This window comes from Paraburkholderia sp. BL6665CI2N2, from assembly GCF_004366535.1.
Lineage (GTDB): Bacteria > Pseudomonadota > Gammaproteobacteria > Burkholderiales > Burkholderiaceae > Paraburkholderia.
Map to the genome: position 1 here is coordinate 1864086 of NZ_SORC01000001.1, position 26506 is coordinate 1890591.

A 26506-nucleotide genomic window follows, 5' to 3' on the forward strand; every position below is an offset into this window, starting at 1 on the left:
GGCGCGGACGTGTTTCATGCCGATGAGTCAGAGCCGACAAAGCCTCGTAAAAAGCGCAAGACGTACGAGGAGCAGATTCGTGAATATGTTGCAACGCTGAATGCGGGAGCCGTGCGCGACTTGTTGCTGGAAGCGGTCGAGCGCGACATGGCGCTGCGCGACAAGCTCCTGTTCGCAGCGCGTGCGGCGAACGCCAGTGACCTGCCAAGCATGAACACCGCGGTACGACAGGCGACGCGCATTCGCGACCGCTCGAGTGGCGCGAAGCCGGCGCGTACGGCGACGGCCTGATGGCGCTCGCGGTCATGCTGCGACAGCGGCTCGACGGTCCTCAGGCCACCCAGGTGGTCGAGCTTGCGGAACTGGCGATTGCCGGCGCCGAAGCAAGTCTCGAGCACATTGATGACTCCGGGGGCGATGTGATGCCGGCCATCATGGAGCTTGTCGCCGTGCATCTCGAAGCCTGTCGACAGACCCACCCGGACCCAATCAGGCTTGCCGAGCGACTGTTCCGGTTTCACACCGAAGGTGTATGGGATACCTTCTACGATGTGTTGCCGGCTTACGCCGAGCCGCTCGGCAACCTTGGGATTCGTCGGTACCGCACGCTTGTAGAAAACGGATGAGACGGCCTGCCGGCACTGGCGCCGAGCGATGAATTTCGCCGGTTGTTCGAACCGCTGCGCATGCGACTGGAACACGCGATGGAGGCGCTGGCGGAACTCGACGGCGACGTCGACGCGCTGATTCGTATCCGCTCAAAGGACCTGTCGAGTCCCTACCGTTTTTTGCTGGTCGCAGAGCTTTGCGCAAAGCACGGGCGTTACGACGAAGGTCTCGCGTGGGGCGAAGGCGGCCTCACGGAATCGGGAAAGAACGTGGACCAACGTCTCCTCGACTTCTGCATCCAGGGGAACCTGCGGCGCGGCGAATTCGCAAAAGCAGATGCGTTCGCATGGCAACGCTTTGAGGTGCGCCCGGGTGCCGAAGCATTCGCCGCGTTGATGGATGTCGCCAGCGCGACGGGCCAGCACGACATGACGCGCGAGCGCGCGCTCAATCATCTGTGGAGTCTTGTTCGCGCTGAAGATGCGTCGACTAAAGCGAAGCGCAGCTCCTTGCAGATGCCGACGCGAACCGAACTGGTCAAAATCTTTCTCGCCGGGCGCGAGAACGACACGGCATGGAAGACGTTCTGTGGCGGTCCGGTCGCGACAACGATGTGGGCAACGATGGCATCCATTCGCGCAAAGACCTGTCCGCACGACGCCATCGCGCTGTATCACCGCCTGCTGCCCATCGCCGCCGAAAGTGGAACGCGTAATGCCCGTTATGAGGAGGCGTTCGGCATTGTGCGGACCATCGGGAGACTGCGGGCCCAACTGAACGAGCTTGCGCAGTTTGGCGATGAACTCGAGTCAATCCGACAGACCTATCGCGCCAAACGCAATTTTATCAAGCTACTGGCAGTGCTCGGTTAGGTTCGCCTGGGCGAATCGGTTTCCTTCGGCGCGACTGTGGCCGCTTTCGGCGCGGCCTTGAGCGCAGCAACAATCAACATACGCCAAAGTCACACACTGAGCCGCCATGTCGACATGATTGTTGTCCGACCAGCGTAGTGTTCATATTCGCTATGTGGCCGAGGTTTTGCTGGAAAATGCTTCGATGTGTCGAGTACAGTTCTCGCGCGACGAGGAGACGCCCGACGTTGCTGCGAATTCCAGGACGGGTAAGCACCTTGGGCGCGAGCATGGATGCAATGGTACTCCGCGTACGTGTTAATCGCGGCACAGAATTGCATGACATCGCAAGGTGAGGCGACGGCCCTCACGCGTTCTGCATGTTGGAGTGATGTCCGATGAATGTTCTTCTTGTTGACGACTACAGCGCTACAACTGACCTGCTGGCTGACGTCGCATGCTCCATGGGGCATGCTGTGACGAAAGCGTATTCCGGTGCTGACGCATTGGTTGCGGCCTGCGGTGACGGCGCTTTCGATTTCATTCTCGTGGACATTGGACTGCCTGACATTAGCGGCCACGAGTTGTGCCTGCGGCTCCGTGCATCCGAGAAATATGCGTCCCGGCGCATCTTCTCAATGACCGCGTATGATGACGTCCCCGAGCGCTTCGACATGTCGTGCTTCGATGGCCAGCTTCTGAAGCCGCTATCACTTGAACAATTCGAGTCTCTGCTCTCAGGCTGAAGCGGACCACACCGGTGCTCCTGGTAGACGGCGCGGCATTGTTCACTTTTGCGCCTTCACTCGTCTCGATAGAGACAATTGTCGTATTTGAAACGGTACGCTAGCCGCGTTCTGACAACGGCCGTGAGTCAACCAACGGCTTCGGGCACGGGGTGCCACGTCTTTGCGCGAATATTCTGAGTGATGAAATTGAAAGAGCGTCGCTCGGGTACTGCGGATAACTCGTGTGCCTGTGACACGAGCGGCTAGAAAATCCGACGCCGCTTTTACCCATCTAACAGCGCGCGGGCTACGACGTGGCTAGGATGCACGACAAAGTATTCGGCCATCATCGTTCTGCAAGCGCGTCATCAATGAGCCGGTGGGGCGGCACTAAACCCTGCCATCAGGGCTTCAGCTTCGGTGGCGAACGTCGGTTCGCCTTCGTCCAGGAGCTGGGCTGGGGGAAACTCACGTCCGGACGGCGGGTGTCGCACAGTAACCTTCACCACAAGACCTCCCGACGCGACCACCGAGCCCGCGACAATAACAGCCGGCACCGACTCGACTTCAATGGTCGCCTCGAAGCCCCGATAATGATATGCACGTCGCATTGCAACCTCTCGTGACGATTAGTGCGTTCATGGCCAGTCACGCAATATGGGTCCGCTCGCTGGTCTCCGGCGTCACTCTTTCCGCGTGAGCGGCGGTTTCGTCACCGCCTGCCCGTCAATTTAAGCCTTGGCGCACGCGGTGGCGAATGGGAGTGTGTGCAAACTCCGAGGATTATTCGGACGGGTTCATGCGTGAAACCGCTTATCGGGTGAGGGCACACCTCTGCGCGCCTGTTTCGCCATGCTGGCACGATGCCCTCGCTGCTACGTCGCCTCGTCTTGACGCCGGTGCCGGCGGGCGGGACACTCAATCCGAACGTTGTGTGGCCGACGTCTTGCAAAGCGCTGCGTAACTCAAGCGTCTGAGATTCCAATCTGACGGGTTACGTCGAACGCCGACTGGAACATAGGCCGCGAAAAGGAGAGCCCCATGGCGCTTGCGCTGACATTTTCACGACTGTTTTCAGACTCGATTGGCGAAAGTCATTTTGGGTCGGTAAACCTCCTACTGGTCACCCGCAACTTCGCGCCCCCCGCTGAATCCTTTGACGTGTCGGATTTCGCGGCAGCGACCCGCCACGGATTTTTGCACGCGCCCAGCGGATGGGTCGGCGACCTTCATCCTTCACCCATGCGCATGTGGGGATTTATTCTCAGCGGGGAAGTTGAGTTTGAGGCCAGTGACGGTGAGCGACGACGCGTCGCGGCGGGAAGCGCCATCCTGCTCGAGGACACGACGGGCAAAGGGCACCAGAGTCGTGTCATCGGCGACGCGCCAGCGCTTCTCGCCGTGGTTGAAGTTTGACGTCGTGGTTCCCTGGCCGGGGCGCGAGCCCAAGCCGTCGCGGTTAAGTTGTGCTCGAGAAAGTGAAGGTCCGAGCCGTCGATGCGCGGCTCTATCCAACGGAGCGGCTCTTAACCGGGCGAGGGCCGGTTCGGACAATTGAACGACGTCCCGCATGAAGCTGAAGCACCGTTTGTTTGTCGTCAGAGCGGACAGCGAATAGATACGAGCAGGTCAGTCAGGGACGTTGCTGCGGCGAATTCGAGTAATGCGCACCCTCGCTTCGCGGGCGATACGAGCGCGCAAATTATCCAGCTCGTGCGGAGCTTGAACGGATTCAACGCCGCCCCCGAAAGCAGGGTGAAGGTCTGCGGATATAAGGGTCACATTTACCAGGAACTCTGTGGATTGCCTGAAGAGGAGATGACATGGAACGCATCGGGAACATCAAAATTCTGTTCGTCGCGGGCTTTGGCCCCATCGTCCGTGATGCGGACGCAAGTCACGAACTCTACTGCGAGAGCCTTGGTATCCCCTTCAAGGAGGAGAGCGGCGGTTACCTTCATACGGAAGGTCTCGATGGCGCAAAAAGCTTTGCCCTGTGGCCTCTTTCTCAGGCGGCCCAGTCCTGCTTTGGCAAGGAGGTCCGGCCCGACGTCATCCCTGTTCCGCAAGCCTGGCTCGAGTTCGATGTGGAGAGCGTCGAGAAAGCAACAGCGGAGCTTGAGTCGCGAGGATATCGGATGCTCGTCAGTCCAGGACAGAACCTTGGGGGCAGACGGTCACTCGTTTCATCTCACCGGAAGGGTTGCTGCTCGGTATCACTTTCACTGCGGCGATGCGAGAAGAAAACTAGCATTAACCTGATACAGAAAGTTGCGCTGCTGATAGCGGGTAGTGTCCGGGCGGTGGTCCTGCCGGGCGAGAATTTACTGGCCGCAGAACCCGATGGCCGGACTTCCGCCTATGTGCTGCAACGGGTCCGTACGCCGAGGTATGCCCCTTGCGAAGCACAGGGCCGTCGCTTGCGAGCCCCTGTCTCGCCACGAGTTCCGCAGCGTCGCTTCTATTTCGGCGCATCTTCATCGAGCAGTTCATCGTCCTCTGACCGCAGGACAGGGGCAGCGCTGTCTGGCGCCGGCGAGCCGGAGGCGTTCGGCGCATCTTCTGGTCGCCGTCGCTCATTGTTATCCTCGGGGCGGCCTACGTCGCGCGTCTGTTTCTTTCGATGATTCGTCATGGTTTCCTCCGTGCACGAAGCAACGCCCGATGCACTGGGTGTACCTGTACGGCCGTCTGGCAGGCGGCGGCAGCTTCGCATGGTGGCATTCTGCGATAAAACATCTTAAATGTCGGTCAGGTTTTCTTCGCTCACAGCGCGGGGCGCCGACCAGTACGGGTCCCGGTTGTAATACCGATGAACCGTGGCGCCCCATTGCACGTCCGCCATGGATGGCCAGTGGTCCCTGTCGAAACCAGGCTCATTTCTGACCTCTTCGGCCGTTATGTCGACAAAGAAGCACTTCTCATCTGTGTCCAGTGTCAGCGCGCTCCACGGGATCGCGTGCAAGGTGCTGCCGATGCCAAGGAAGCCACCTTCCGAGAGCACCGCATAGGCGACACGACCGCTGCGCACGTCAAGCATGATGTCGGATATTTTGCCAATCTCTGCTCCATCCGATGAGACCACCTTGTTACCATCCAGAGTCGACGCAGTCATCACGTCCGGCCCGGGCCCTGTACCCACTCGATCGCCGACAATGTTCGCACCGGCACCGCCCGTCTGGGGCCGTATTTTAGGGTCATGGATTGTCATGGTCCTCTCCAAGAGTGATGCTCCGAGGCGCGCAACGCGCGTGCCACGGCGATGCCAATTTTTGGCATTGTCAAATTGAAGGAGTCGCTGGGTAGAATGGCGAAATGAAGAAGACTCCCTCGCCATATCACGGCTTCCGTTTTCCGGCCGCGGTCATCAGTTGCGCGGTACGTTGGTACCATCGATTCAACCTGAGCCTGCGCGACATCGAGGAACCGCTGCTCGAGCGTGGCGTCGAGGTTAGCTACGAGTCGGTGCGCAACTGGTGCGACCGGTTTGGTGCAACGTTCGCCTGCCGGGCGAAAGCAGTCCGGCCACGGCGGGCTCGACGTGGCATCTCGATGAGCTGTTCGTGAAACTGCGCGGCGGGCCCTATGTCCTGTGGCGTGCGGTGGATGAACACGGCATGGAACTGGACGTGCTGCTGCAAAGGCACCGCGACAAGACAGCTGCGAGGCGCTTCTTCAGAAAGGTGCTGCGCTCTTACCCGGTACCCCGGAAGATTGTCACCGACCAGTTGCGCAGCTACCCGGCGGCAAAGGCCGAGGTGCCACAGCTAGCCGGCGTGAAGCACGTCTTCGTGCGAGCTGCCGCGAGAATCAACAACCGGGCGGGGAACAGCCACCAGCCGACGCGCCGGCGTGAGCGCCAGATGCAAGGATTCCGCGACCCGCGTCGGGCATAACGCTTTCTGTCCTGCTTCGGCCCGATCCGCCAGCACTTCGCGTTGCCACGTCACCGGATGAGCGCAGGCGATCATCGACGCAACTGCAGGCCCGGCTGGCCAACTGGTCCCAATGGACCGTCACCGAGTCGATCGGTATCGATCAATAATCAACAGGCATCCTACTCATGCTGTACTGGTACGTACCCACGCCGTCAATTTGACAAAGCCATTCGAGCCGCTGGAACATGCCTTCGATGCGCCAGCGCTTGCGGTAGAGCCGGGCGATCTCGGGCGCATCCACTTCGTCAGGCAGGTTGCTCCACAGCCGGATCACCGTGTCGCCTGCGTCGGTGGGGTGTCCAGCGTCAGTTCGCCTGCGTGGCCCTCAGTTCAACACGCTGTTCACGCACCTGTCCCGTTTCGATGCGGACACATTCCACCCACGGCCCGCAGCCAGCCAGCTGGGGACCGTTGCTGACATGCTCGCGCACGACGAAGCACGCCCGGTCTGATGCCAACCCGACGGATGGTGCCGGTGCAGGGCGTTGTCACGTTACTGTCCCCGTGACGAGATATCGGCACGGACAGTCGTCTCAGAACACGGTGGACGGAGCTTGGGCATGCCCCTCCAATCGAATAAGTTCATCATCATCGGCACATTATCTGCGCGAGCAGCGCGCGCCATCACGATGTCACCGCGATAGACAAAGAGCGTGCTCAGTCCCTTGGCGTGAGGCCGAATGGCGCTGCGTATGTGTGACCAAGCAAGGTTGCCGCGGTCGAACGTTGCGAGACATTAACCAGCGCTCGCGGTATGTGGGCATAGAACCTGCAGCTCTCACGGGTCATGACGAGCGAGACGTTGGCGAGACGTTGTCTTCCACTGCGCCTATATCCCACGCGACCAGCTGCAAATCTGCTACGGCCAGCACTTCGAGCAGATTGGCTGCCATCGGGACATCGCGCGGTCCGAAGGGAATGAGCGTCTCGATAAATCCCTTAGCCGTTTGGCCAGGAACGAACTCACAGTTGCGTCAAAACTATCCAGGTCGATTTACCGGTGCTCCCGCTGCGTGCGCAGCCCGAGGAATCGCAGATCAAGCCGAAAAAACCAACTGGAAGGGGTGTGTTTGTCAAAGGCCGCTCGCCGACGAAGCTTGTGCGCGGCGTAGTGATTGGGCAGGGGCGGGTACGTGGTTCGGATGGCAAGACGCGTCCGAGCGACGAGGTGCTCGGGCAGGGCCTGGCGCTGATTGGATTTGGCACGGATGCCCGAGCCTCGCTTGATTCTTCTGAAGCAGCAGCCTTCGCGCGTGCCGGCGGAAGCATTGTGCAGATCGCACACCGTGGAGAGCGGCCGCATGCCGCTAGGCATGACAGTTGGGAGGACCTCGACGGTGTGTTCCTTCCGCGTCTCGTTCCGGTTGGTTGGGCCGCCGTGGTGCGGCCCGACAAGACCGTCGTTCACGATGGCCCGGCGACCGATGCGTCGCGGCTCGTGCGCGAGAGTCTTTCCTTGCTGGGTCAGCACTGCTGGGTCATGCAGTGATCGCGAAGCCGCATGCCGTCTCGAAACCCCATTCACACCGTATGATCTCTTATCGCCATGATCGCGCAACGAAGCTGCTTTGCCTGAGAGAGACGGGCCCCGCTCACCGGCGGACTAGCTGCATAGGCAGTCGCTGGGCGACTCGAACGGAGCGCGCTATCGCTAGAACACATTCCAACGCGACGAAGGCGCTCTCGACATGCTGCACCGATTCCTCACGAAGGGCGTTCTGGCGCCTCGTCTGACCGTTCCGTACCTTTTTCCGGGATTCCAGTGTTCGCTACGACGTTCCGGTTTCCCACGCGCCTTGGTGCAGATCTTATTAAGATGCTCGTTGAAAAGGGATTGGCCGCAACAAGCGTGGAGGAAATCGCTAAGGCGGCTGGCTATACGCGCGGCGCGTTCTATTCAAATTTCGGCGTGGTCGGGGCGATACAATTCATCACCCGACATCGTAAGTGAGATTTTCCTCAGCCTCGGCGGAGCAGTACACCGTTCACCATTGTCCCGCAGGCACGGCGAAGCATCGTCAACATTGAAGGAGGCCCCTGCTTCACTCAGGGCCTTCGCCTGTTGAGTCAACGACTGGGCTGCCGCCGACGCTTCTTCAACTAGGAATTCAGAAGGTAACGGGTTAAGGCAGCGTGGCCGCTACGGCCCCCTGCATCGGCCGATAATCGGCCATCAAGGTTAGTTCGATGCAGTCGCGATGCACGCCGCTGGTGCTACACACCATCAGGCAAATCGTGCAGACAACCAAACTGGCATTTTATAAATTTCCTGTCGAGGGGGCTCATGCAAATGGACAACATTGCTCTCGCATGCGTGCTGGTTCTTGGAGTACTCCTGTTCGGTCTCGGGTTGTCAACATCGGTGATGCGTTTTCGCAAAGGCACCAACTCAGGCTGCGAGTCGGACCCGGCAGACCAGCTACATAAGCTGGTCCGGGCGCACGCCAATACGGCCGAATGCGCGCCGTTCCTCGCGTTGCTGTTTCTATATCCTGGCGCGCGATCGCCTTCCGCGGCCGCTCTGTGATTGATCATAGCGGCAACCGTGTGCCGCTGTTTGGTCATCGTCGGACTAGTCACAGGACCGACGATGGCAAAACCCAATCCTTTTCGCTTCGTCGGCGCACTAGGGACCTACCTCACCGGCTTGGCGCTGTGTGCGATGCTGCTGCACTGAGATGCGACGACAGGCAAGGGCGGAACTGAAGCAAATCGATCGACGATTAATGCAACCGGCATGCCGCTGACACCGTCTTTCGATGGACCCGCCGATATGTTGGTGGGCGTCCCCGCGATTTCCATTCAGATTACGACGGATTGATCGCACTACTGCGACGCGAACACTCATGTAACAACGCCATCCCACTGCATGCATGACAGCACCGCTGAGCGCGTCACGGTCCGCTGCAGAAAATGGCCGTTAGCAAGAGGGGGACAACCTGATGAATGACAGCGCCGCTGCCGGTCTGGCGCGCATGCGCTTTTACTGACTCGCTGGGGCCGATTACTACCACGCCATAGGCTGAGTCCGTGACGGGCCGGCCATCTCCGCGTTTGAACAGTGCATCGTCGTGTTCATACCCGAGGACGGCGTAGACGGGAAAGCCAAATGCCGTCAATTTGCTGCCGTGCGCCGGTCGAAATGCGTTGACCGAGTTTGCTTCGACGCGCATCGGATTCGGATCGATATACTGGCCCTTAAAGAGCGGGGCGATGAATGCGTGTGCGTTCGACCTACAGTCGAGTTGCGGATCGAGTGCGTGGGCGTAGGACGAGCCCGAAGGGAGCCCCGCGACGATTGCAGTAAGCACCGTTATCCAGGCATAGATTGCGGAAACCTTCATCAGTCGCTCCACTTAATCGAGCTAGCTCACGATCCGGAACCAGCATGTCCTGCGCCCGCTCCGGTTTCATGGCCAGCGATCAGAAGCGCATTCCAGGTAAACATGAGGGCCTCCGTGGTGGCGCTCCGGCACCATGTCCTCAAGATGACGAAGACTCCGCGCACAGGCCTCCCCGACACGGAGACCAATCGGATTCCTCACCATTCACCGACGCCGATTCCAACGCATGAACAAAACGCTGAAACGCATCCAGGGTTCCGTGGACGCTGCGGTACTCGGTGCAACCGATCCTGCCATCGAGTACGACCAGCATTCCGGCATTCCCCGCCAATTCCAGGATATTCATTCCGTTCTCCTCGGATCGCCCGACTATCGACCCGTCGCTCACACCGCAAGGCGGTAAGCGCGCATCGCGGATTTCCCAGTATCCGGCAAGGCCTGGTTCCGCAAACAGAAATCGGTCCGATCTGATGCCGGTAATGTCTTGTCAGCAGGATCCGGTCCACGATCTCCACTAGTCTTGATGAGCTCATGGGAACATTTGGAAGTGCCCAGCCAGGAACGGGACGATAAACGTGCAGTTCCACGCATGATAAGAGCAGTGCGCTTTGAATACCTGCTCATTTGACACGTCCCAAGCTCGCCGCCATGCGACAGCCAGGAACCTCGGCCGCCCATCCCCCCCCGCTACTCCAACACCTCCCACACGCCGTTTCATCGCAGTCCCCTCCGAGTCAGGGTGAGGGTTGGCCGTCCGCACAGTATGGCGAGCACCAGGCAGCATCTAAAGCCGGGCGATTCGAGACACCCGTAACGCAAAGCCGCGGCTTGTACTAAAAATGCGAGCCGGAGCGGCCAGGCTTTCCGTGCTGATGTGCCAGGTCTGTCTATCCAGTTCATGGGTAGGCATGCATCACTGGCCGTCTGGACGCGGGCGGGAACACGCGCCACGATCCATCATCGTGCCGGAAGAAAAAAATGGCCAGGGAGCCGGTCGTTCGCAACGACTCCACACGCACGCAGCGTCTGTGGCTCGAGTTTGCACGACCGTATCGGGTCAGGCGGACCGGCATGGCAGGCGTGGGCGCCAGCCATTTGTCAATCAACCATCGCAAGGACTTCTGATCGGTGTTCATATGCTGCTCCTTCAACCCCATGGCCGTTGATCGGGGGCGCCCCTTGCCGTACGCCGTCAGGCCGCCACGTCCTCGAGGACACCGGTGTGCAAGTCGGCGGCCGATTCGTTGCTGACGTGCGATTCGACGGTGATCAGTGCAGTGGCCTTGATGGCGTCCGGGCGGACGTGTTCGCCGCGCACCTGCCAGGTGCCGCGCGCCAGGCAGAACTCCTGAAAGACCACGCGAACCGTTTCCAGATAGTATTCGGCCGCCATGTCGAGCACGGCGTTGTACTCGTCGTAGAAGCGGCGATGCGCGTCGACCAGTTCGCCGTTGCCGGCTGCCACGTCGCAGTAGTAGCGCAGGTGCGAATCCAGGTGGCGCTCGGGATTCATCGCCACAAAGGCCGCGTGCTGCAGGAAGCCGGGATATACCCGGCGGCCGGCACCGGGATAGTTACCCGGCAGCGTCTTGGTCAGTTCGCGTGTGAACCAGTCGAGCGGTTTGCTGACGGCGAATGCGTTGACGGTCGTCGGGCCGCGACCCGCGTCGATCGGGCGGCCGATCAGCGTCATGCTTCTCGGCGTCGTCTCGTCATGAGTCGCCATCAGCGAAACAGCGGCGAGCACCGGCACGGTCGACTGGCAGGCCGATACAACATGAGCGTCCGGTCCCAGGAAACGCAGAAATTCGCGCAGATACGCGACGTAGTCGTCCAGGTGAAAGGCGCCCTCGGCGAGCGGAACTGTGCGGGCATCGCGCCAGTCGGTGATGTAGACGTCGAAATCCTGCAGCATCGCCGCCACGGTGTCACGCAGCAGCGTCGCGTGATGGCCCGACAGCGGCGCGACGACCAGTGCGACGGGATGCCTGTGGGGCGTGGCGCGCTCGAAATGCAGCAGCCGGCAGAACGGCCGGTCCCGCACGACGGTTTCAGTCACCGCGACCTGCTGACCGTCGACGACGGCGTCGGTCAGGCCGAATTCCGGTTTCGGGTAGCGCTTGCAGAGCCGCGCCAACAGCTCGCAGCCGGGCGCGAGCTGACTGGTGGGCAGCGCGGAAGCGGCGTTGCCAGAACCTGCAAGGAAGCTGGCGGTGGCCTGCAGCCAGGGAAGGAACGGCGCCCATATCGCAGTTTGCAACTCGCGCAGGGGGTAGGACATCAACACGTCAGCTTCTCCTTGACTACGGCAGCCGCCTCGACGCATTCAGCAATCAGACCTGCTGAAATAGGTCTTGTGACCAAATACTAGCGGTCGTGCAACCAACAATCAAGACCAGTAAGGAGGGGAGAAATACCAATAAGTATGGGGATTTAGCTACTACTCAGTGGGTCAAATCCAAGCAGTTGGTTCGTGAAGCCGGTGTCGGGCAGTATGTTAACTGTGCTTAATTGGTTTCTTGACCTACCATAGATGGGTCGAATGACAAAAAGGGACGGCTGCCTCTGCTTTCCGGCGGCCGAGAGACACTGACTGAGGAATCACCCCTTGAGCCAGGCGCGAGCTGGGCCGTGCGCACCATTTCGGCGGCCGGAACGAACTGTCCTGCGGAGAGAACCCGCCACTGAGGAGTTGGGCGCAGATGAAAGAAATGACGATCTCATCGGCGGAAATGCTGGGCTCGAGCGCGCCACGCGAGCCCAGGCGGCGAGGCAACAGAACAACCCGTGTACCGGAGATCCTCGAGGTCTCGATCAGCGTTTTCGCTACCGAAGGTAACGCGGGGTTCACCCAACGCCGTGTGGCGAGCGATGCGGGTATTCGCCTGAGCACCTTGCAGCACTATTTCGGTACCCGGGAAGACCTGTTGCGAGCCACGATGAGAGCGATGGCCGACCGCTACCTTGAGCTTTATCGAACGCTCGCCAAGGATAAGCTTCGATCGCCGGAAGCGCGCCTCGACGCGATCATCGACGAGGCCTTCGCTGCTCTGACGCGGCCTGGCACCAGCACGAGCGCCTTCGCCCTCGAATCGTGGAGTTTGGCCGAGCATGAGGATTTTGCGCGTGATTTAACGGCGGAAATCACGGGAGAGTTCCAGGAAATCTTTGCCGGTCTTGTTGCGAAAATAAACCCGGCGCTGACGTCTGGGGAATGCGCGCTCCGAGGTGCTTTGCTCGTCTCGCACTTGCAAGGCCTGGTCGTTTTTATCCGTCGAGCTGGAGATAACGCGCCTGATCTGGACGCATTTCGGGCCGCCGCAAAAGTCGTTTGGAAAGCGTTAAGCAAGGCGTCACAATAAGGCCGCACTCTTAAGTGTTCCTTCTATGGGGCAAATGAAAGTCAAGCCGTTTAGCGATCCCGTTCCCGTCAGCATTCCCCCATTTTGAGCCGATTTAAAGGAGGATCCTTGGGGGAGGGAAGGTTGTCCACGGCCGGGCCAGTGTGTCGCCTGTCTCGACCACGACGCTGACCGGCAGTGGACAACTTCCCCTCAACATATACCAGGCCATCCGCTCACGATGTTTCAGTATCCTTCGTATAACGCGGACCTTTGACGGTACTGAGGTCCGGGGTGTCTGGCGTCCGAGGTGGTTTCCCCCTGCCACCCTTCTATCCGTGCGGGCATAAGGCCGGTCATCACATACCAAATGCGCGCGAAGCGCTGGAACCACCCCCAAGTTACCCGCGCGCCCTATCCGGCAGACGGCTACCCGCAGGGTTATCCCGGAACACTTACGGCCGTGCTGCTCGCGGAACGGCAGGTTAGTCGAATCATCGGGATTCGGATTCACTGGTCATCGCCAACAGATCGCCCATCCGGCATGTGGCATAAGAAATGATCAATTTGTTAAGTAATCCTAATATATGCAACACCGATGCTCGAGTGTTCAACGACGTTAGCGCTCCGCCTTGCGGTGTCTGAACGTGGTGAGTGTGGCTTCGCGCTGCTAGAGATCATCGCTCACAGCCAAGGATGTCGCAGGGTGGCCTCATACGCCCACAAGCCAGTGCATCGGCGCGAGAGTTACTCCTCCACGACGATAGGCGAGCTTTCCGTTCCCGCGAGAAAATCCCTGAGTTGCTCTTCGGCGTGACGTACCGCATGCAGTGGTGCGCGGGCAAGTTGCGCGTCATACAGAGCTATCAGTTCTTCAAAGTCACCGATGACGTCCGGCGTGAGACGCCATTCGCCCGTCTCATGCGCGTGCGCCAGCGCCATCTCCACGGCGCACTCGGCGACCTTGAAATATTCGGCTGGATGCCTTCCGTATCCCGCACGTTGCAAAAAATAAGCAAGATAGACGGCCCGCATCAGTTCGTTGATCAGGTGACTGTTGGCCTGGCACTCACGACATGCGACCAGCGCCAGATGCAGTCTCAGGGACTGTTCGCTGGCGGATGCACGATCCATCGGTAGTAACAGCGCCTTTGTCAGCGGCCGGCGTGGCTGGCCGGCCCGGGACCGGATTCGTTTGACGGACATCTACTGGAAGCAGGGCGGTGTGGAAAGATGGCCCGATTATAGCGAAGCTGTTTGCCGGATCAGTTTCGGTGGTCACACACCGGCTTAGGCGTCCAGGTACTGGAAAGGGAGTCTATCCACAAAAAGTTGTGAAGAAACCGTGCTGCTGGACGTCGACAGGTCGGCAGCAGCTCAATTTTCGGCCGACTGCATCAGCCAGTAGCCGGCCATGGAGCGCCGCTCGCACTTTATCGGCAGGTATCGGGTTATGCGCCGCGAACGGCCATTTGACCGACGCGCATGGCACGCCGCGCATTCAATCAATTTGCATGGCTGGCGGAGCGAGCGCGTTATGAGCGCTAATAGAGACGCGTCGAGTCGTGGGACGGGCCGTCGCGAGGCCCGATGTCCCCGCCGGGACGCGGCGTGCCGGACTTGCGGGCAACGGCACTCGCAACAAGTCGTTAAGCTATTTGCCATAAATATGAACGTCGTTTATCATGGCGAATGCGCGGTCACAGTCTGGCGGCGATGTAACGCATGGTCATTTGCGGGTGCTCTGTCATCTCACAGGTATCCGGCTCGGTTATAACCTTTGCGCCAAAGGCTTTGGTTGTGACGAGGTGTGGGGCCACAGTACAGGAGGAGCTCGCCGTGCCACGGGAAGCCGTCACCGCCTGCCGCATCTGCGCCGGCAACTGTTCACTGCGCTTGACCATCGACGACGTCGGACGCGTCATTGCTGCGCGCGGCGACCGCGACAATCCGCTCACGCGCGGCTACGCCTGCATCAAGGGCGCGTATCTGCATGAGGCGCATAACAGCGCGGAGCGGCTCCTGCACCCGCTGAAACGGCAGCGCGATGGCAGTTTTGTGCAAATGCCGCTTGACGCGATGCTGGCCGAGATCGCGGCGCAACTTGAGGCGCTGATCGAGCGCCACGGCGCCGATGCGGTCGCAGCCTTTCGCGGCACCATGAACTACTCTAACCTCGCCGCCAATCATATGTTGCCCGCCTTCCTCGCGGCGCTGGGTTCGAATTCGTTTTTCTCTACAATGACCATCGACCAGTCGGCCAAATGGGTGGCATTTGAGCGACTGGGCGGCTGGGCTGCCGGCAAAGATCCGTACGCGCTCGCCGACGCGCTATTGTTCGTCGGCACCAATCCGCTGGTGTCGCTATCCACCTTCAACTTTGCATTGCAGAATCCGGTCAAGCAACTCCACGAAGCGAAGGAGCGCGGCCTGAAGCTGGTGGTGATCGATCCACGAGAGACAGAGACCGCCCGCCATGCCGATGTCTTCCTGCAGGTGTTGCCGGGCGAGGACCCGACCGTGCTGGCTGGCCTGCTTCGCATCATTCTGTCTCGAGGCTGGCACGATGCTGAATTCTGCGCGCGCTACGTCAAGGACCTGGCACGACTGGCGCGCGCGGTCGAGCCGTTTACGCCCGAATACGTCGCCCGGCGCGCCGGCGTAAGCGTCGAAGGACTGGAAGCCGCCGCTGCAGCCTTCGCTGAACCCGTCCGGGCGGCCGGCGGCCTGCGCCGCAAGCGTGGCTCGGCCGCGTCGGGAACCGGGCCCAATATGGCGCCGCACTCCAATCTGGCCGAGCATCTGGTCGAATGCCTCAACGTCGTGTGTGGCCGCTTCGCTCGCCCCGGCGACCCTGTTCCGAACCCCGGCGTGGTCGCCCCGCGCTGCCAGCGCCGCGCCGAAGTGATTCCGCCACGCCGTTCCTGGGAATCCGGCTGGAAGAGCCGTGTCGGCGGCCATGGCATGCTGTTCGGCCAGAAGATGAGCGGCACGCTGGCCCAGGAAATCACTACGCCTGGCGCCGGCCAGATCCGTGCGTTGTTGGTCGACGGCGGCAATCCAGTCGATGCCGTGCCCGACCAGCGTCGCATCGCCGATGCGCTGCGTCAATTGCAACTGCTGGTATGCATCGAGCCATTCATGACTAACACTGCGCGGCTCGCGCATTATGTGATTCCACCGAAGCTGATGTTCGAGCGCGCCGACCTGCATTCGCGCGACTACGAGTCCTACATCATGTTTCAGCCTTACGCACAATACTCGGCCGCCGTGGCGACGCCGCCGGAGGGATCCGAAGTCGTGGACGACTGGTTCGTGTTCTGGGACCTCGCGCGGCGCCTGGGCAAGACCGTCATATTCGACGATGTTCCGCTCGATATGCGCGCAGCTCCGACCACCGACGAGCTGCTTGCGACCTTGGTTCGCCACGGCTCGATTTCATTTGACGAACTGAAGCTGAGCCCACAAGGGAAAATCTACGAGGTCGAACCGATGATCGTGCAGCCCGGCGAGCCAGCTAATACCGCGCGCTTTGACGTGATGCCGGACGACGTCGAACGCGAACTGGCGGGCGTACTGAACGAAGCGGGGGCGCCGCCGGGGTTCCCGCTTCGCCTCGCGGTGCGGCGCGTGCGCGACGTGCAGAACACCATGTACCACCACCTGCCCGCGGTCCGCCGACGCATGCCGTTCAATCCGGCCTTTGTGCATCCCGATGAGCTGGCTGCTCAAGGACTGACCGAAGGCCAGTGCGTGGCCATTGTTTCGCCGCACGGCCGCATTCGAGCTATCGTCAAAGGGGACGCCGCACTGCGCCGAGGCGTCGTGTCAATTTCGCACGGCTGGGGACCGATGCCCGACGAGGAGCCTGAAACCTACGCCGGCACCAATCCAAACCAGTTGCTCAGCACTACAGTTGGCCTTGATCCGATCAACGCCATGCCGGTAATGAGCGCGATGCCTGTACGCTTCGAAGCTATAGACTGAATCGCAAGAGGGAACCCCCGTTCGAATCGAACGGTTTGTTTCGAGCACGACGATCTAGCTACCCGGCCGTCCCGCCTTGCCCGAAATCTGGCGAGCGAACGAAAGACATCACGCCACCACAACGTCCAGCAGCCCTCGCACCTTCGCGACATTGGCCCCCGCGTCGGTGGCAGGCAGACCGTAGTTGCGGATGTGATAGAAGCCACCCGCAGCCTCTGTGGACGCGCTGCGTCATTTCATTGGCAATGAGTCAACGTGGCGGGAACCTCGCGGCGTGGTTCAACACGCACGCGATCGGCTGACTAAGCCCAAGGCTGAACGCTCGCGCCGCTGCTGTGAGCGGCCGCAACGGGATGGTGCGGATTCAACCGGAGGATGCAATAGTTTGCGGGAACCGTTCGGCGGGCGTTCCGTAGTCCAGCGTCTTCCTTGGACGCTCGTTCAGTCGCGTTGCCACAGCGTTGAGTTTGGTCTGCGAATACATTGACAGATCGGTGCCCTTGGGAAAGTACTGCCTTAACAACCCATTCCAACCCATTCGTATTTTCGTTCGAACCGCGCTGCCATGGATGCTGGGGATCGCAGAAGTACACCTGGAGATCAGTGGCCACGGTAAAGCGTTTGTGCGCGGCCATCTCCGTTCCCCGATCCCATGTCAGCGACTTATGGAACTCCTGCGGCAGTCTGGAGGCGTGTTTGATGAGTGCATTGGTGACCGTCTCGCTATCCTTGCTGGCTATCTTCACGAGCATGACGTAACGCGTCTGGCGTTCGACGAGCGTCGCAATCTGGCTGCTGCTGCCGCACAGCAGATCACCTTCCCAGTGGCCCGGTACCGCACGGTCTTCAACGCTCGCGGGGCGTTCGCTGATCGATACTGTGTCCCGAATCCTTCCGTGATCGTCCGTCTTCTGCGTATGATGGCGCGAACGGCGCATGGCCCGGGTGCGCGGCAAGTGCTCCAGCAACTCTTTCTTTAAGGCACCACGGGCCTGTATGAACAGAGTGCGATGATGGTCTCGTGAGACACGTGGTAGTCCTCGTCGTCTGGATACACCCGCCTGAGCCATCCGGCAATCTGCTGCGGTGACCACTGCAACTGAAGCTTGCCTGCCACGACGTGCGCCAGCATCCGGTGCTCAGCCAGTTTACAGGCTTTGGGGCGCTGCGCGCGATCCCATGCGATCTGATCGGCGTGGCTTGCCCGATAGCCGTTTGGTCCGCTGTTACGTTTGATCTCACGACAGATGGTAGAAGGCGCTCGGGAAAGTCGTATCGCAATTGACTGGATTGATTCATCAGCCACAAGCCCTCGTGATATCTCTTCACGCTCCTCCAGCGTCAATGCCAATCTTGATCGATGCCTTTGTGGTGGCTGGATCCCACCTGTCTCGCCGTCATTGACAGGGGACCTTGGCGGGCCAATCCTGCCGGCTGAATAGTGGCGCGGACGGCTCCACGAGCTTCTGGATGGGACTCATCCGACGCGCGCCCAACTCTGCGCGCTGGACAGTCTGCTGCTTCAACTGGACGATTTCGAGGCCAAGAGCTGGTCGACGCCAGCGGGAAGCGCCTGTCCTGTTGCTCGAAATCCCGACAAAATTGAATTGAGCGCCGCGTCAGAACATTTCTTGATCCGGGCTCTGCGGATTCTTTCCGGTGTTCGCATAAAAAGAAGCCGCAGGCCCTGCCTACGGCTTAGCTGACACACAAAACGCGGGGATACATCCGCGTTAACGAAAGCTTACAGTCCAGATACGACGGCAACAAGCCAGATGTCCATAATTTTCACCTCCTTGCCCCATTTGCAACTCATCTCTCCCGCTGGTTTCCGTGATCGCCATTCATAACGTAATATTGAGACGCCCTATGCGGAGCAGCGCCGCCTTCGACGACGTGTGAATGGCTCGCCGGGTGCGGGACGCCTGGCCGTATCGAAGGCCAACTGGACCGCGAGGTAAATCATCCCCGATGCATTGATCCGGCGCGTCGGAAGGACGCCAGAACGAATCTGGTCACGGACACCACCCACTGTGCGCGCGGCACCTCTGCGCGCCAAGACATCGATTGCGCTATCCCGCTGGTTCGTTTGATCGAGGCGAAATCGTCCGTACGACCTCCGGATCAATATGTGAAGCAATGCGGGAAGCGAATCCAGTGATCGCACTGCGAAGAAGGATTCGAAGCCTGCGAAGACACTTAAAAGGAAACGGGAAAAATTCTTTTAAGCGTAGCGAACGTACGTGCTGCCGTTTCAGGAGGCCTTGACCTGAACACTGACATGCAATGATTGCGGTAACCCGGAGGAACCGCCATTCAATAGCCGGGGATCTGATGGCAGGGATGGGGTCGGCTGCGGCCTCCCGTCGCTCGTGTACGCGAGGTATATATCCCGGCGACCACGATCACGGATCAAGGTGATCGCGTCGCCAATGCGACTGAAAGAATGCAGAAACCCGCGGGCACGCCTCCACCCGTCTGAATTGCACAGCCTACAGGCACGGATTGGTATCCCAGCCGATTGCTGTGCGCAGTGCCGCACTGTAGGATTTCCCCACTGATTGGGAGGCGACGATGCAGTTCGACTACAAGGACTTCCATATCGACGCGTCGCCTCTTGATGAAGGCGGCCATTACTACGCCCGTGCAAAGATCTATCGGCGCGCCTCGGCGGGCGTCGACACCGTCGAGGTCAAATGGTCGGGAGATCTCGGCGACTATGCCTCCGACGCAGCCGCTATCGAGGCGGCGCAGCGCTGGGCGATCCAGTGGTGCGACGAGAACTCGGCATAGGACGAGCATGAGAGAAACGCCTGCGTGCGACGCGCATCACGAAAGCCGCACATCTGGCGCTCGCGCCTGCGGGTCGGCTGATGGCTGTTCTCGGCACGGTTATTCACGCGCGCGGCCGCTTTGACGAAAACATGCTCCACAAGAGCGAGTCCGGGAATCTCAGCCTTTGCCCGCCTGATAGCTGCGCAGTTGGTCGGTAACGATTCTGCGCGGCACCAGGTTTGAACGCAGCAGTCTCCGGAAGAAGCGCTTTGCCGCGGCCTTGTCGCGCCGCTATTGCACCGGCAGGTCGAGTTCGACACCATGCTCGTCGACCGCTCGCCACAACAGACACGGCTCGCCGTGCAGCGTCACAAACATTTCGTCCATATGCCATGTGCTGCTCGGCTTGCGCCGCGCCGCTTTGGCGCAATCGGCGAATCCAGCACCGAACTTGTCGCACCAGCAACGGATCGTTTCGTACGTGACCACGACACCACGCTCGAGCAACAACTCCTCGATGTCGCACCGGCTCAGGCTGAACCTGAAGTACCAGCGGACCGCGCAGATGATGACGACGGCAGTGAAACGGTGACCGTGATAAAGCGATTTCGATTTCTTCATCACTTCATTTCTATCGCCGCCTCGCAATCAACCTGACAGAGCCGTATCGACGAAACATACATTCGGGTCAGGGGCGAATGGGAATATCTGTATCGCGCTGTCGGCAAGGCGGGCAAAACGATCGACTTCCTGCTGCGAGCCCATCGTGACAAAGTTGCGGCCCCGGCGTTACTTCGAAAAGGCGATCGCCCAGAACGGCGAACCGGAGACCGTGACGATCGATAAAAGCGGATCAAGTCTGGCGGCGCTACAGGCGCTCACCGCTGAAAATGAGACGCCGATCAGGATCCGTCAGAAGAAGTACCTGAACAATGTCGTCGAGCAGGATCACCGTGCCACCAAGCGTCGCACCCGACCGATGCTTGGCTTCAAGAATTTTCGTTGTGCACGCATCATTCTCGGGGGCATCGAGTTCATGCACATGATCGTCAAGGCGAGATGAATGACGGTGGCATCGCGCAAACTCCCGCCCGGCAGTTCTACTCGTTGGTCGCATGAGTAGTCCTCGTCATATTGTCATTTGTTTGACGCGACTTCTCTATCGCGACAAAGCCGCCACGCGTCATGTCATCCATCTGACAGCCATCACATCGGCTTGTTGTCGCCACCCTGTTCGTGCAGCGGGTCCGGACTCTTCTGGGTCGCGCGCAGCACGCCGGCGTCGTCGAAATAGAAATGGAACAGCTGGTACCACACGCCGTCTTCGAGATAGCGATAGCTCCATACTTCGCGCTTCATCAATGGAAAGTAAGCCGTTTCCTCCGGCCGGCCGAAGTTGACCAGAACCTCGTTCTTCGTCCACTTGCCAGGCTCCGCGCGGTAAAACTCGTTCGGCTGCAGCACTTGCCGGATGCTGATCACCTTGCCGGTCGCGTCGATGTCTGCAGCGGTCGTGACTTCCCCCATAGGCTGCGTCGGCCACATCAGCCGCTTAGAACCGTCAGGCAGGTTGTAAACCTCGCGCGGCTGCCCCAGTCTGGCGACGACGGCGGATTCCTGTTCGCCTGCATGGAACCCCTCCCACGGCTGCGCGCAGGCGCCGAGCGCGAATACCACCGCGCAGACCAGCGCGGTGCGTGTGCCACATGGAAGACCCAATGCCCGTCGGTATCGATTCGATCGCCGGGATGCCATGTTGGACTCCTCGCACAAGATCAACTTAAGGTTTTGAAACAGGGCGCGGAAAAAGATTTGCGCCGATTCCGGACGCATTGGCGGCCAACCTATCGACGAAATTTTCCCCGAACTTCAAATGCACGTCCGGGAAGACCTTCACAACATGGGGTACCTCGGCCGCAGCGTAGGCAGCGGCGGCCTTGCGACGACGCTGCTGGCCCGTACGTCGCCGCAAATGCACGCTAGACGGGGGGCGGCCGGAAAGACAGATAAACCGGGCCTGAGATCAGGGCAATGAATTTCACCGGGACAATGCTGCGTCTCGCAGTCGTGTGCCTGATCGTGTTCGCGGGAGGCGCCATACGCCAGGATCATTTTTATCTACTTCCCTGAGCAGGTCGCCGCCGGGGCCATCGGCGCCGGCGGGCTTCGCCCCTGGCCGGCGCCGCAGGACTTCCAGGGCCTCGTTGCCGAGCCGGCCGAAGCCGCGCGCGGTACTGCCGTCCGTCTTTCATGGCAATGCGGGGCGTGCCGGGCGCCGCAAGTCTTACGCCGAACCGCTAACCCCTGGGGCTACGCGTGATCGCCGTCGAGTATCCGAGCTACAGGCCACGCGACAGCGGGAGTCAGTGCTTGTGGTGTATCCAACTCATGTGATGCGCGTCGAGCCACTGAGTCACAGTCTCCTCCGGATGCGCGTGCATGTAACGCCGCGCAAACACGAACGCGATGACCAGCAGGATCGCGAGCCCCACTACAAAGCCAATCATTGACTGAGTCATGGCAGCCGCCCTTTTAGGTCGCGACCATGGTTATATGGTAGGCGAAGCGCCCACCGAAAGCGGCGCTCGGGCCTGCGCCTCATTTCTGGAATAGTCGCTTCACTTGTGGTGCAGCCAGTCCCAAATGGGATGTGCGTCCAGCCAGCGGAGTTGCTGATTCCTATGATGTTCGTGCCTATAGTGTTCCGCCACCGATATTGCAGCCACGATCATCGCGACAACCCCAACCCACATTCCAATCATTGACACAGCCATGGCAGCCTCCTTACCAGTTCACGACACCATATTCATATTCCAGGCGATGCACTCCCGGGCTCGATGCTGCGTTGTGTAAGGTCGAATCGACCGCACATCGAGGCTGCCCGCCACGCGAATCCTTATGTCCTGCTCAGCACGGCGGCCGATAGCAGAAGGTTCCATGACCTCGAGACTCGCCCAGCTCGGCGTCGACTACTGCGAAACGCACGACCGGGCCCGCGAGGTCATTCACAGGTACAAGCTCGATCATAAAATGCACGTCTACGACCTTGATTCGCGGCACGCATTTCTCGAAGCGTCGCCGGTGAGGCCGGTCCCGGAGCCAAATGTCAAACCGTCAATGCCCGTGCGTCAACGCGTTCGTGATTGGAGACCAGAGCAGAAAACATATAGCCTGCTCGATCTCCTTCCTCCACGAGACACCTCGAAAAAGAAACGATAGGTTTCCAGGCTGCCGCGTGTAGGAAATGCCGGAGGCAAGTTGCATTCTGACAAAGGAAGAACTTGGTCGTTGACGGGCGGCCTGAAGCAGGCTGCTGCGCAGATTGGCTCTGAGAGCGCGGTCTAGTTTATGAATGAGGAAGTCGAGCCGGACTGCAGCGCCCCTGAGCGGGGGCCTTTTCCCTTGAACGCATCGAGAACTGGGCCTGACGCAGCCCTGCTGTCGATCGTCGACTGTGAGTCATCGGATATGCCGAGCTTGCGATCACGATAAAGGCGCAAAACTTTAGGCATGGCATTCTTATCCGGTACGACCGGCCGGGTGCTATTCTCAAGCCATGTCTTCATGGTGGCACGTCGGTTCGGCTTGCAACCGACCAGATCGGCCAGTTCTTGGGCAGTCAGGTGGTCGATCATGCCCGGATTGCCTTTCCGCTAGGCATCGATTGGCACATCGAACTGCGTTCTGCAGATCGGGCATTTAGCTGGTTCGAATTTGTCTTGAGCCGGCAACACCGCGAGCGGCTGCTTCTTGCCGGCCAAGTAGCAGACCGGGCACGGAAAGGCCTCGTGCGACTTCAGTCTATAGATGTCAACGCGAATATGTCTGGCCGCGGGGAGAAACGTATGTTCAAGCATCTGCTGGTGCCGACCGATGGTTCGGCTCTCTCCGAAGCCGCCCTTCAAATGACGGTGACACTCGCCATGGAAAGTGGCGCCAAAGTTACGGGCCTCCATGTCATCCCGGAATGTCATGTCCTCGCGTATGGCACCGAAATGATCGCGGACACCGAGGAGCGAGTCGTCCAGGCCACCCGACAGCATGTGGAAGACTACCTCGCGGTCATCGCAAAAGCGGCTGCGCAAGCAGGTGTCGAGTGCGATATGGTTGCTACGAACCGCGCCTACCGTACGAGGCGGTCATCAGCGTTGCAGCACAACGAAATTATGATCTCATCGTCATGGCGTCTCACGGACGAAGCGGCATGCGCGCGTTGTTACTCGGCAGCGATACCCAGAAGGTCCTGACGCACAGTCGGATCCCGGGCCTCGTCTTCCGGCAGTCGACGCAAACCGGCCCATCCGGCACCCCGGCAACCGCATCGAGGTCTTCTCCTCCCTAGACGTCAATCATCGCGTGAACTTCACTGGCTGCCGGTCCGATGCGCGGCTCACATCGTCGTCGTCGCCGCAACGATGCTGGCAACGGTGACCATGGATTCTGGGCTTTCACGTATGTGCTGAAGACGTAGGCCGAGGCAATGGGCGCGTTCGACATTCAGTCCGCGCACGCTGCTCAACACTCCACACAACCACAATTACCAGAAAGAACGAGCAGTAGCTCCACTGGGTCCGGATGCCTCAACAGCCCAAAGTACCACGCAGCGGCCTTCTCACGAGATAAGCGATGCACATTGCGCATCCTTACGCGGATTCCGGCTTTTAAATCAGTTCTCGATATCCGGATATCAAACAGCTGATGTCTCGTCGGGCGAGTGGGTATTCGCGGTCGAAGGAGCGTGTCTCGCCAGAGCGGGCCGTCACGAAGACCAACACACTGACAAGGTTATATATACAGGTCTAGAATGGAATTGGCGTTGGGCCGTTCGCGAAATACTTCTCCCGAAACGGAAAGCGATTCGCGACGTGGCCCGGAATGCCCACACAGGACAGTGCCACTCACTGCAAACGTGCGGATTTTGTTTCGATGTAATCTGGACCGAACGGGTCCTGATTAAAACGGGAGATGGGCCGATGTTGCGCATGAGCAAACTTGCCGATTACGGCACGGTTATCATGGTCGCGATGGCGCGCGATCCCGATGCCGTCCACAGCACAAGCAGCATTGCGGCGGCGACCGGCGTCGCGAGGCCTACAGTGTCAAAGGTGCTGAAAGTCCTGACGCGCGGTGGTGTCGTGGAGTCGCTGCGCGGCACAAACGGCGGTTACCTGCTGCGGCGGCCGCCCACGCGTATCACGCTGGCGGAGGTGATCGCCGTCGTCGACGGCCCGATCGGGATGACCGAATGCAGCACTACGCCAGGCCTGTGTATCCAGGAGGCGGCGTGCGCGGTGCGCGCCAACTGGCAGAAGGTCAATCGCCTGATATACGAAGCGTTGCAGCAGGTCACGCTGGCGGACATGGCGGGCCCCACCTTGCGCGCGGTCGATATTAGCGCGATCCGCGCGCGTAGTATCCCCAACCATCGCGCGGGCGCGACGCCTGCGCGCAAGTCGATTGACGGAGGCCACGCATGAGTGCATCCGCAACCGGTTTCAATGAACTGATCAGCCGCGAATACCAGCACGGTTTCGTGACTGATCTGCAGGCCGATGCGCTTCCGCGCGGGCTGAGCGAGGACGTGGTCAGACTCATTTCGGTGAAGAAAGGCGAGCCGGCGTTCATGCTCGAATGGCGACTCGCGGCCTATCGCCACTGGCTCACGATGACCGAGCCGCATTGGGCGACGGTCGAACACCCGCCGATCGATTATCAGAACATCATCTATTATTCCGCGCCGATGACGCAGAAGAATCGTCCGAAGAGTCTCGATGAAGTCGATCCGGAACTGCTGCGTACCTACGAAAAGCTGGGTGTGCCGCTGAGGGAGCGCGAACTGCTGGCGGGCGTAGCGGTGGATGCGGTATTCGACAGCGTGTCGGTAGCGACTACGTTCCGCGAAAAGCTGGCGGAACTCGGCGTTGTGTTCTGTTCATTCTCGGATGCCATACGGCATCATCCTGAACTGGTGCGAAAGTATCTCGGCTCGGTCGTGCCGCACACCGATAATTTTTTCGCCGCGCTTAATTCCGCCGTGTTCAGCGATGGCTCGTTCTGCTATATCCCGCCGGGCGTGCGCTGCCCGATGGAACTGTCGACCTACTTTCGTATTAACGCCCAGAACACCGGGCAGTTCGAGCGCACGCTGATCGTCGCAGACAAGGGCGCGTACGTGAGCTATCTGGAAGGCTGCACCGCGCCGATGCGCGACGAAAACCAGCTGCATGCCGCTGTGGTCGAGCTGGTCGCGCTGGAAGGGGCGCAGATCCGCTATTCGACCGTGCAGAACTGGTATCCGGGCGATGCGTCGGGCAAGGGCGGCATCTACAACTTCGTGACCAAACGTGGCGACTGCCGCGAGACGAATGCGAAGATTTCATGGACTCAGGTGGAAACCGGTTCGGCGATTACGTGGAAGTATCCGAGCGTGATCCTGCAGGGCGATAACTCGGTCGGTGAATTCTATTCGGTGGCGCTGACCAGCCACTATCAACAGGCCGATACCGGGACGAAGATGGTTCACCTCGGCCGCAATACGCGCAGCACGATTCTGTCGAAAGGCATTTCGGCTGGCCGCGGAAAGAACGCGTATCGCGGCCTGGTGAAGGTCGGCCGTGCGGCGGAAGGCGCGCGCAACTACACGCAGTGCGATTCGCTTTTGCTCGGAAACCGCTGCAGCGCTCACACATTCCCCTACATCGAGGTCAAGAACCCGACCGCGAAGGTCGAACACGAAGCATCGACATCACGCATCGGCGAAGACCAGTTGTTCTATTGCCGGCAGCGTGGATTGTCGCCGGAAGATGCGGTGTCGATGATCGTGAACGGCTTCTGCAAGGAGGTCTTCAAGGAGCTGCCGATGGAGTTTGCTGTCGAGGCGCAAAAGCTGCTGGGTGTGAGCCTGGAAGGCGCCGTCGGATAACCCACAGCGAT

General features: G+C 60.0%; 21 protein-coding genes and 7 pseudogenes. 18 read left to right on the plus strand and 10 right to left on the minus strand.

What is annotated here, in order from left to right:
• The first annotated feature begins 9 nt into the window (after window positions 1-9).
• The 6 genes from B0G81_RS44475 (at window position 10) to B0G81_RS45565 (ending at window position 4815) form a co-directional block, all read left to right on the plus strand.
• The gene (locus B0G81_RS44475) at window positions 10-291 is read left to right on the plus strand and encodes a hypothetical protein (RefSeq protein WP_243856392.1); all 282 of its coding nucleotides are present in this window, start codon (window positions 10-12) and stop codon (window positions 289-291) included.
• On the plus strand, window positions 291-626 hold the full coding sequence (locus tag B0G81_RS44480; RefSeq protein ID WP_243856393.1) for a hypothetical protein: 336 nt from the start codon (window positions 291-293) through the stop codon (window positions 624-626). The genes B0G81_RS44475 and B0G81_RS44480 overlap by 1 nt, the downstream gene beginning before the upstream one ends.
• 60 nt (window positions 627-686) lie before the next feature.
• Window positions 687-1481: a hypothetical protein gene (locus tag B0G81_RS44485; RefSeq protein WP_243856394.1), complete on the plus strand. Its 795-nt coding sequence runs from the start codon at window positions 687-689 to the stop codon at window positions 1479-1481.
• Window positions 1482-1858: 377 nt separating this feature from the next.
• Window positions 1859-2206 carry a response regulator gene (locus B0G81_RS08385; RefSeq protein WP_106286009.1) on the plus strand — a complete coding sequence of 116 codons (348 nt, stop codon included), beginning with the start codon at window positions 1859-1861 and terminating at the stop codon, window positions 2204-2206.
• 1023 nt (window positions 2207-3229) lie between these two features.
• Window positions 3230-3604 (plus strand): cupin domain-containing protein, encoded by a 375-nt coding sequence (locus B0G81_RS08390; RefSeq protein WP_106286011.1) that lies wholly within the window; start codon window positions 3230-3232, stop codon window positions 3602-3604.
• 407 nt (window positions 3605-4011) lie between these two features.
• Window positions 4012-4815, plus strand: a complete 804-nt coding sequence (locus B0G81_RS45565) for a VOC family protein (RefSeq protein ID WP_347877444.1) — start codon at window positions 4012-4014, stop codon at window positions 4813-4815.
• A 113-nt stretch (window positions 4816-4928) separates the two neighbouring features.
• On the opposite strand, the gene B0G81_RS08400 is transcribed toward B0G81_RS45565, so the two are convergent.
• Window positions 4929-5399: a PRC-barrel domain-containing protein gene (locus B0G81_RS08400; protein ID WP_134134389.1), complete on the minus strand. Its 471-nt coding sequence runs from the start codon at window positions 5397-5399 to the stop codon at window positions 4929-4931.
• 104 nt (window positions 5400-5503) lie between these two features.
• Between B0G81_RS08400 and B0G81_RS08405 the strand changes: the two are divergent.
• Window positions 5504-6165: pseudogene (locus tag B0G81_RS08405) on the plus strand (IS6 family transposase); the annotation flags it as partial.
• 61 nt (window positions 6166-6226) lie between these two features.
• On the opposite strand, the gene B0G81_RS08410 reads toward B0G81_RS08405, so the two are convergent.
• Window positions 6227-6400: a transposase gene (locus B0G81_RS08410; RefSeq protein ID WP_116120052.1), complete on the minus strand. Its 174-nt coding sequence runs from the start codon at window positions 6398-6400 to the stop codon at window positions 6227-6229.
• Between the two features lie 726 nt (window positions 6401-7126).
• Between B0G81_RS08410 and B0G81_RS08415 the strand changes: the two genes are divergently transcribed.
• The 3 genes and pseudogenes from B0G81_RS08415 (at window position 7127) to B0G81_RS08425 (ending at window position 8803) form a co-directional block, all read left to right on the plus strand.
• The gene (locus tag B0G81_RS08415) at window positions 7127-7615 is read left to right on the plus strand and encodes a hypothetical protein (RefSeq protein WP_134134393.1); all 489 of its coding nucleotides are present in this window, start codon (window positions 7127-7129) and stop codon (window positions 7613-7615) included.
• A 327-nt stretch (window positions 7616-7942) separates the two neighbouring features.
• Window positions 7943-8032 (plus strand): annotated as a pseudogene (locus B0G81_RS08420) (TetR family transcriptional regulator); the annotation flags it as partial.
• Window positions 8033-8416: 384 nt separating this feature from the next.
• A pseudogene (locus tag B0G81_RS08425) lies at window positions 8417-8803 on the plus strand (MAPEG family protein).
• A gap of 217 nt (window positions 8804-9020) precedes the next feature.
• Here B0G81_RS08425 and B0G81_RS08430 read toward each other — a convergent pair.
• Window positions 9021-9470: a hypothetical protein gene (locus B0G81_RS08430; RefSeq protein ID WP_134134395.1), complete on the minus strand. Its 450-nt coding sequence runs from the start codon at window positions 9468-9470 to the stop codon at window positions 9021-9023.
• Window positions 9471-9696: 226 nt separating this feature from the next.
• Here B0G81_RS08430 and B0G81_RS43520 point away from each other — a divergent pair, with 226 nt between their 5' ends.
• Entirely contained in the window at window positions 9697-9873 is a 177-nt protein-coding gene (locus tag B0G81_RS43520) for a hypothetical protein (protein ID WP_166678937.1), read from the plus strand.
• A 789-nt stretch (window positions 9874-10662) separates the two neighbouring features.
• Here the strand turns inward: B0G81_RS43520 and phaZ are convergent.
• A complete protein-coding gene (gene phaZ, locus B0G81_RS08445) occupies window positions 10663-11751 on the minus strand; it encodes a polyhydroxyalkanoate depolymerase (RefSeq protein WP_134134400.1) in 1089 nt (362 codons plus the stop codon).
• Window positions 11752-12172: 421 nt separating this feature from the next.
• On the opposite strand from phaZ, the gene B0G81_RS08450 reads away from it, so the two are divergent.
• Entirely contained in the window at window positions 12173-12832 is a 660-nt protein-coding gene (locus B0G81_RS08450; RefSeq protein ID WP_134134404.1) for a TetR family transcriptional regulator, read from the plus strand.
• A 726-nt stretch (window positions 12833-13558) separates the two neighbouring features.
• On the opposite strand, the gene B0G81_RS08455 is transcribed toward B0G81_RS08450, so the two are convergent.
• Window positions 13559-13945: a hypothetical protein gene (locus B0G81_RS08455; protein ID WP_116120031.1), complete on the minus strand. Its 387-nt coding sequence runs from the start codon at window positions 13943-13945 to the stop codon at window positions 13559-13561.
• Between the two features lie 591 nt (window positions 13946-14536).
• Between B0G81_RS08455 and B0G81_RS08460 the strand changes: the two genes are divergently transcribed.
• On the plus strand, window positions 14537-16798 hold the full coding sequence (locus B0G81_RS08460; RefSeq protein ID WP_243856395.1) for a molybdopterin-dependent oxidoreductase: 2262 nt from the start codon (window positions 14537-14539) through the stop codon (window positions 16796-16798).
• 364 nt (window positions 16799-17162) lie between these two features.
• Here the strand turns inward: B0G81_RS08460 and B0G81_RS08465 are convergent.
• Window positions 17163-18191, minus strand: a pseudogene (locus B0G81_RS08465) (IS30 family transposase); the annotation flags it as partial.
• 1181 nt (window positions 18192-19372) lie between these two features.
• Between B0G81_RS08465 and B0G81_RS08475 the strand changes: the two are divergent.
• Window positions 19373-19591: a hypothetical protein gene (locus tag B0G81_RS08475; RefSeq protein WP_116120027.1), complete on the plus strand. Its 219-nt coding sequence runs from the start codon at window positions 19373-19375 to the stop codon at window positions 19589-19591.
• An 11-nt stretch (window positions 19592-19602) separates the two neighbouring features.
• Here B0G81_RS08475 and B0G81_RS08480 read toward each other — a convergent pair.
• A pseudogene (locus B0G81_RS08480) lies at window positions 19603-20194 on the minus strand (IS6 family transposase); the annotation flags it as partial.
• A 42-nt stretch (window positions 20195-20236) separates the two neighbouring features.
• Here B0G81_RS08480 and B0G81_RS08485 point away from each other — a divergent pair.
• Window positions 20237-20692, plus strand: a pseudogene (locus B0G81_RS08485) (IS6 family transposase); the annotation flags it as partial.
• Between the two features lie 87 nt (window positions 20693-20779).
• Here the strand turns inward: B0G81_RS08485 and B0G81_RS08490 are convergent.
• The 3 genes from B0G81_RS08490 to B0G81_RS08495 all read right to left on the minus strand — a co-directional run bounded on the left by B0G81_RS08490 (window position 20780) and on the right by B0G81_RS08495 (window position 23208).
• Complete coding sequence (locus B0G81_RS08490; RefSeq protein WP_134143029.1) at window positions 20780-21328, minus strand: hypothetical protein; 549 nt, start codon at window positions 21326-21328, stop codon at window positions 20780-20782.
• A 608-nt stretch (window positions 21329-21936) separates the two neighbouring features.
• Window positions 21937-22092: a hypothetical protein gene (locus tag B0G81_RS43525; RefSeq protein WP_166678938.1), complete on the minus strand. Its 156-nt coding sequence runs from the start codon at window positions 22090-22092 to the stop codon at window positions 21937-21939.
• Between the two features lie 822 nt (window positions 22093-22914).
• Window positions 22915-23208 (minus strand): DUF4224 domain-containing protein, encoded by a 294-nt coding sequence (locus tag B0G81_RS08495; protein ID WP_134134408.1) that lies wholly within the window; start codon window positions 23206-23208, stop codon window positions 22915-22917.
• 210 nt (window positions 23209-23418) lie between these two features.
• Here B0G81_RS08495 and B0G81_RS08500 point away from each other — a divergent pair.
• The 3 genes and pseudogenes from B0G81_RS08500 (at window position 23419) to sufB (ending at window position 26495) form a co-directional block, all read left to right on the plus strand.
• Window positions 23419-23915: pseudogene (locus tag B0G81_RS08500) on the plus strand (universal stress protein).
• 631 nt (window positions 23916-24546) lie between these two features.
• Window positions 24547-25050, plus strand: a complete 504-nt coding sequence (locus B0G81_RS08505) for an SUF system Fe-S cluster assembly regulator (protein ID WP_134134410.1) — start codon at window positions 24547-24549, stop codon at window positions 25048-25050.
• Window positions 25047-26495 (plus strand): Fe-S cluster assembly protein SufB, encoded by a 1449-nt coding sequence (sufB, locus tag B0G81_RS08510; protein ID WP_134134412.1) that lies wholly within the window; start codon window positions 25047-25049, stop codon window positions 26493-26495. The genes B0G81_RS08505 and sufB overlap by 4 nt, the downstream gene beginning before the upstream one ends.
• Window positions 26496-26506: the final 11 nt, after the last annotated feature.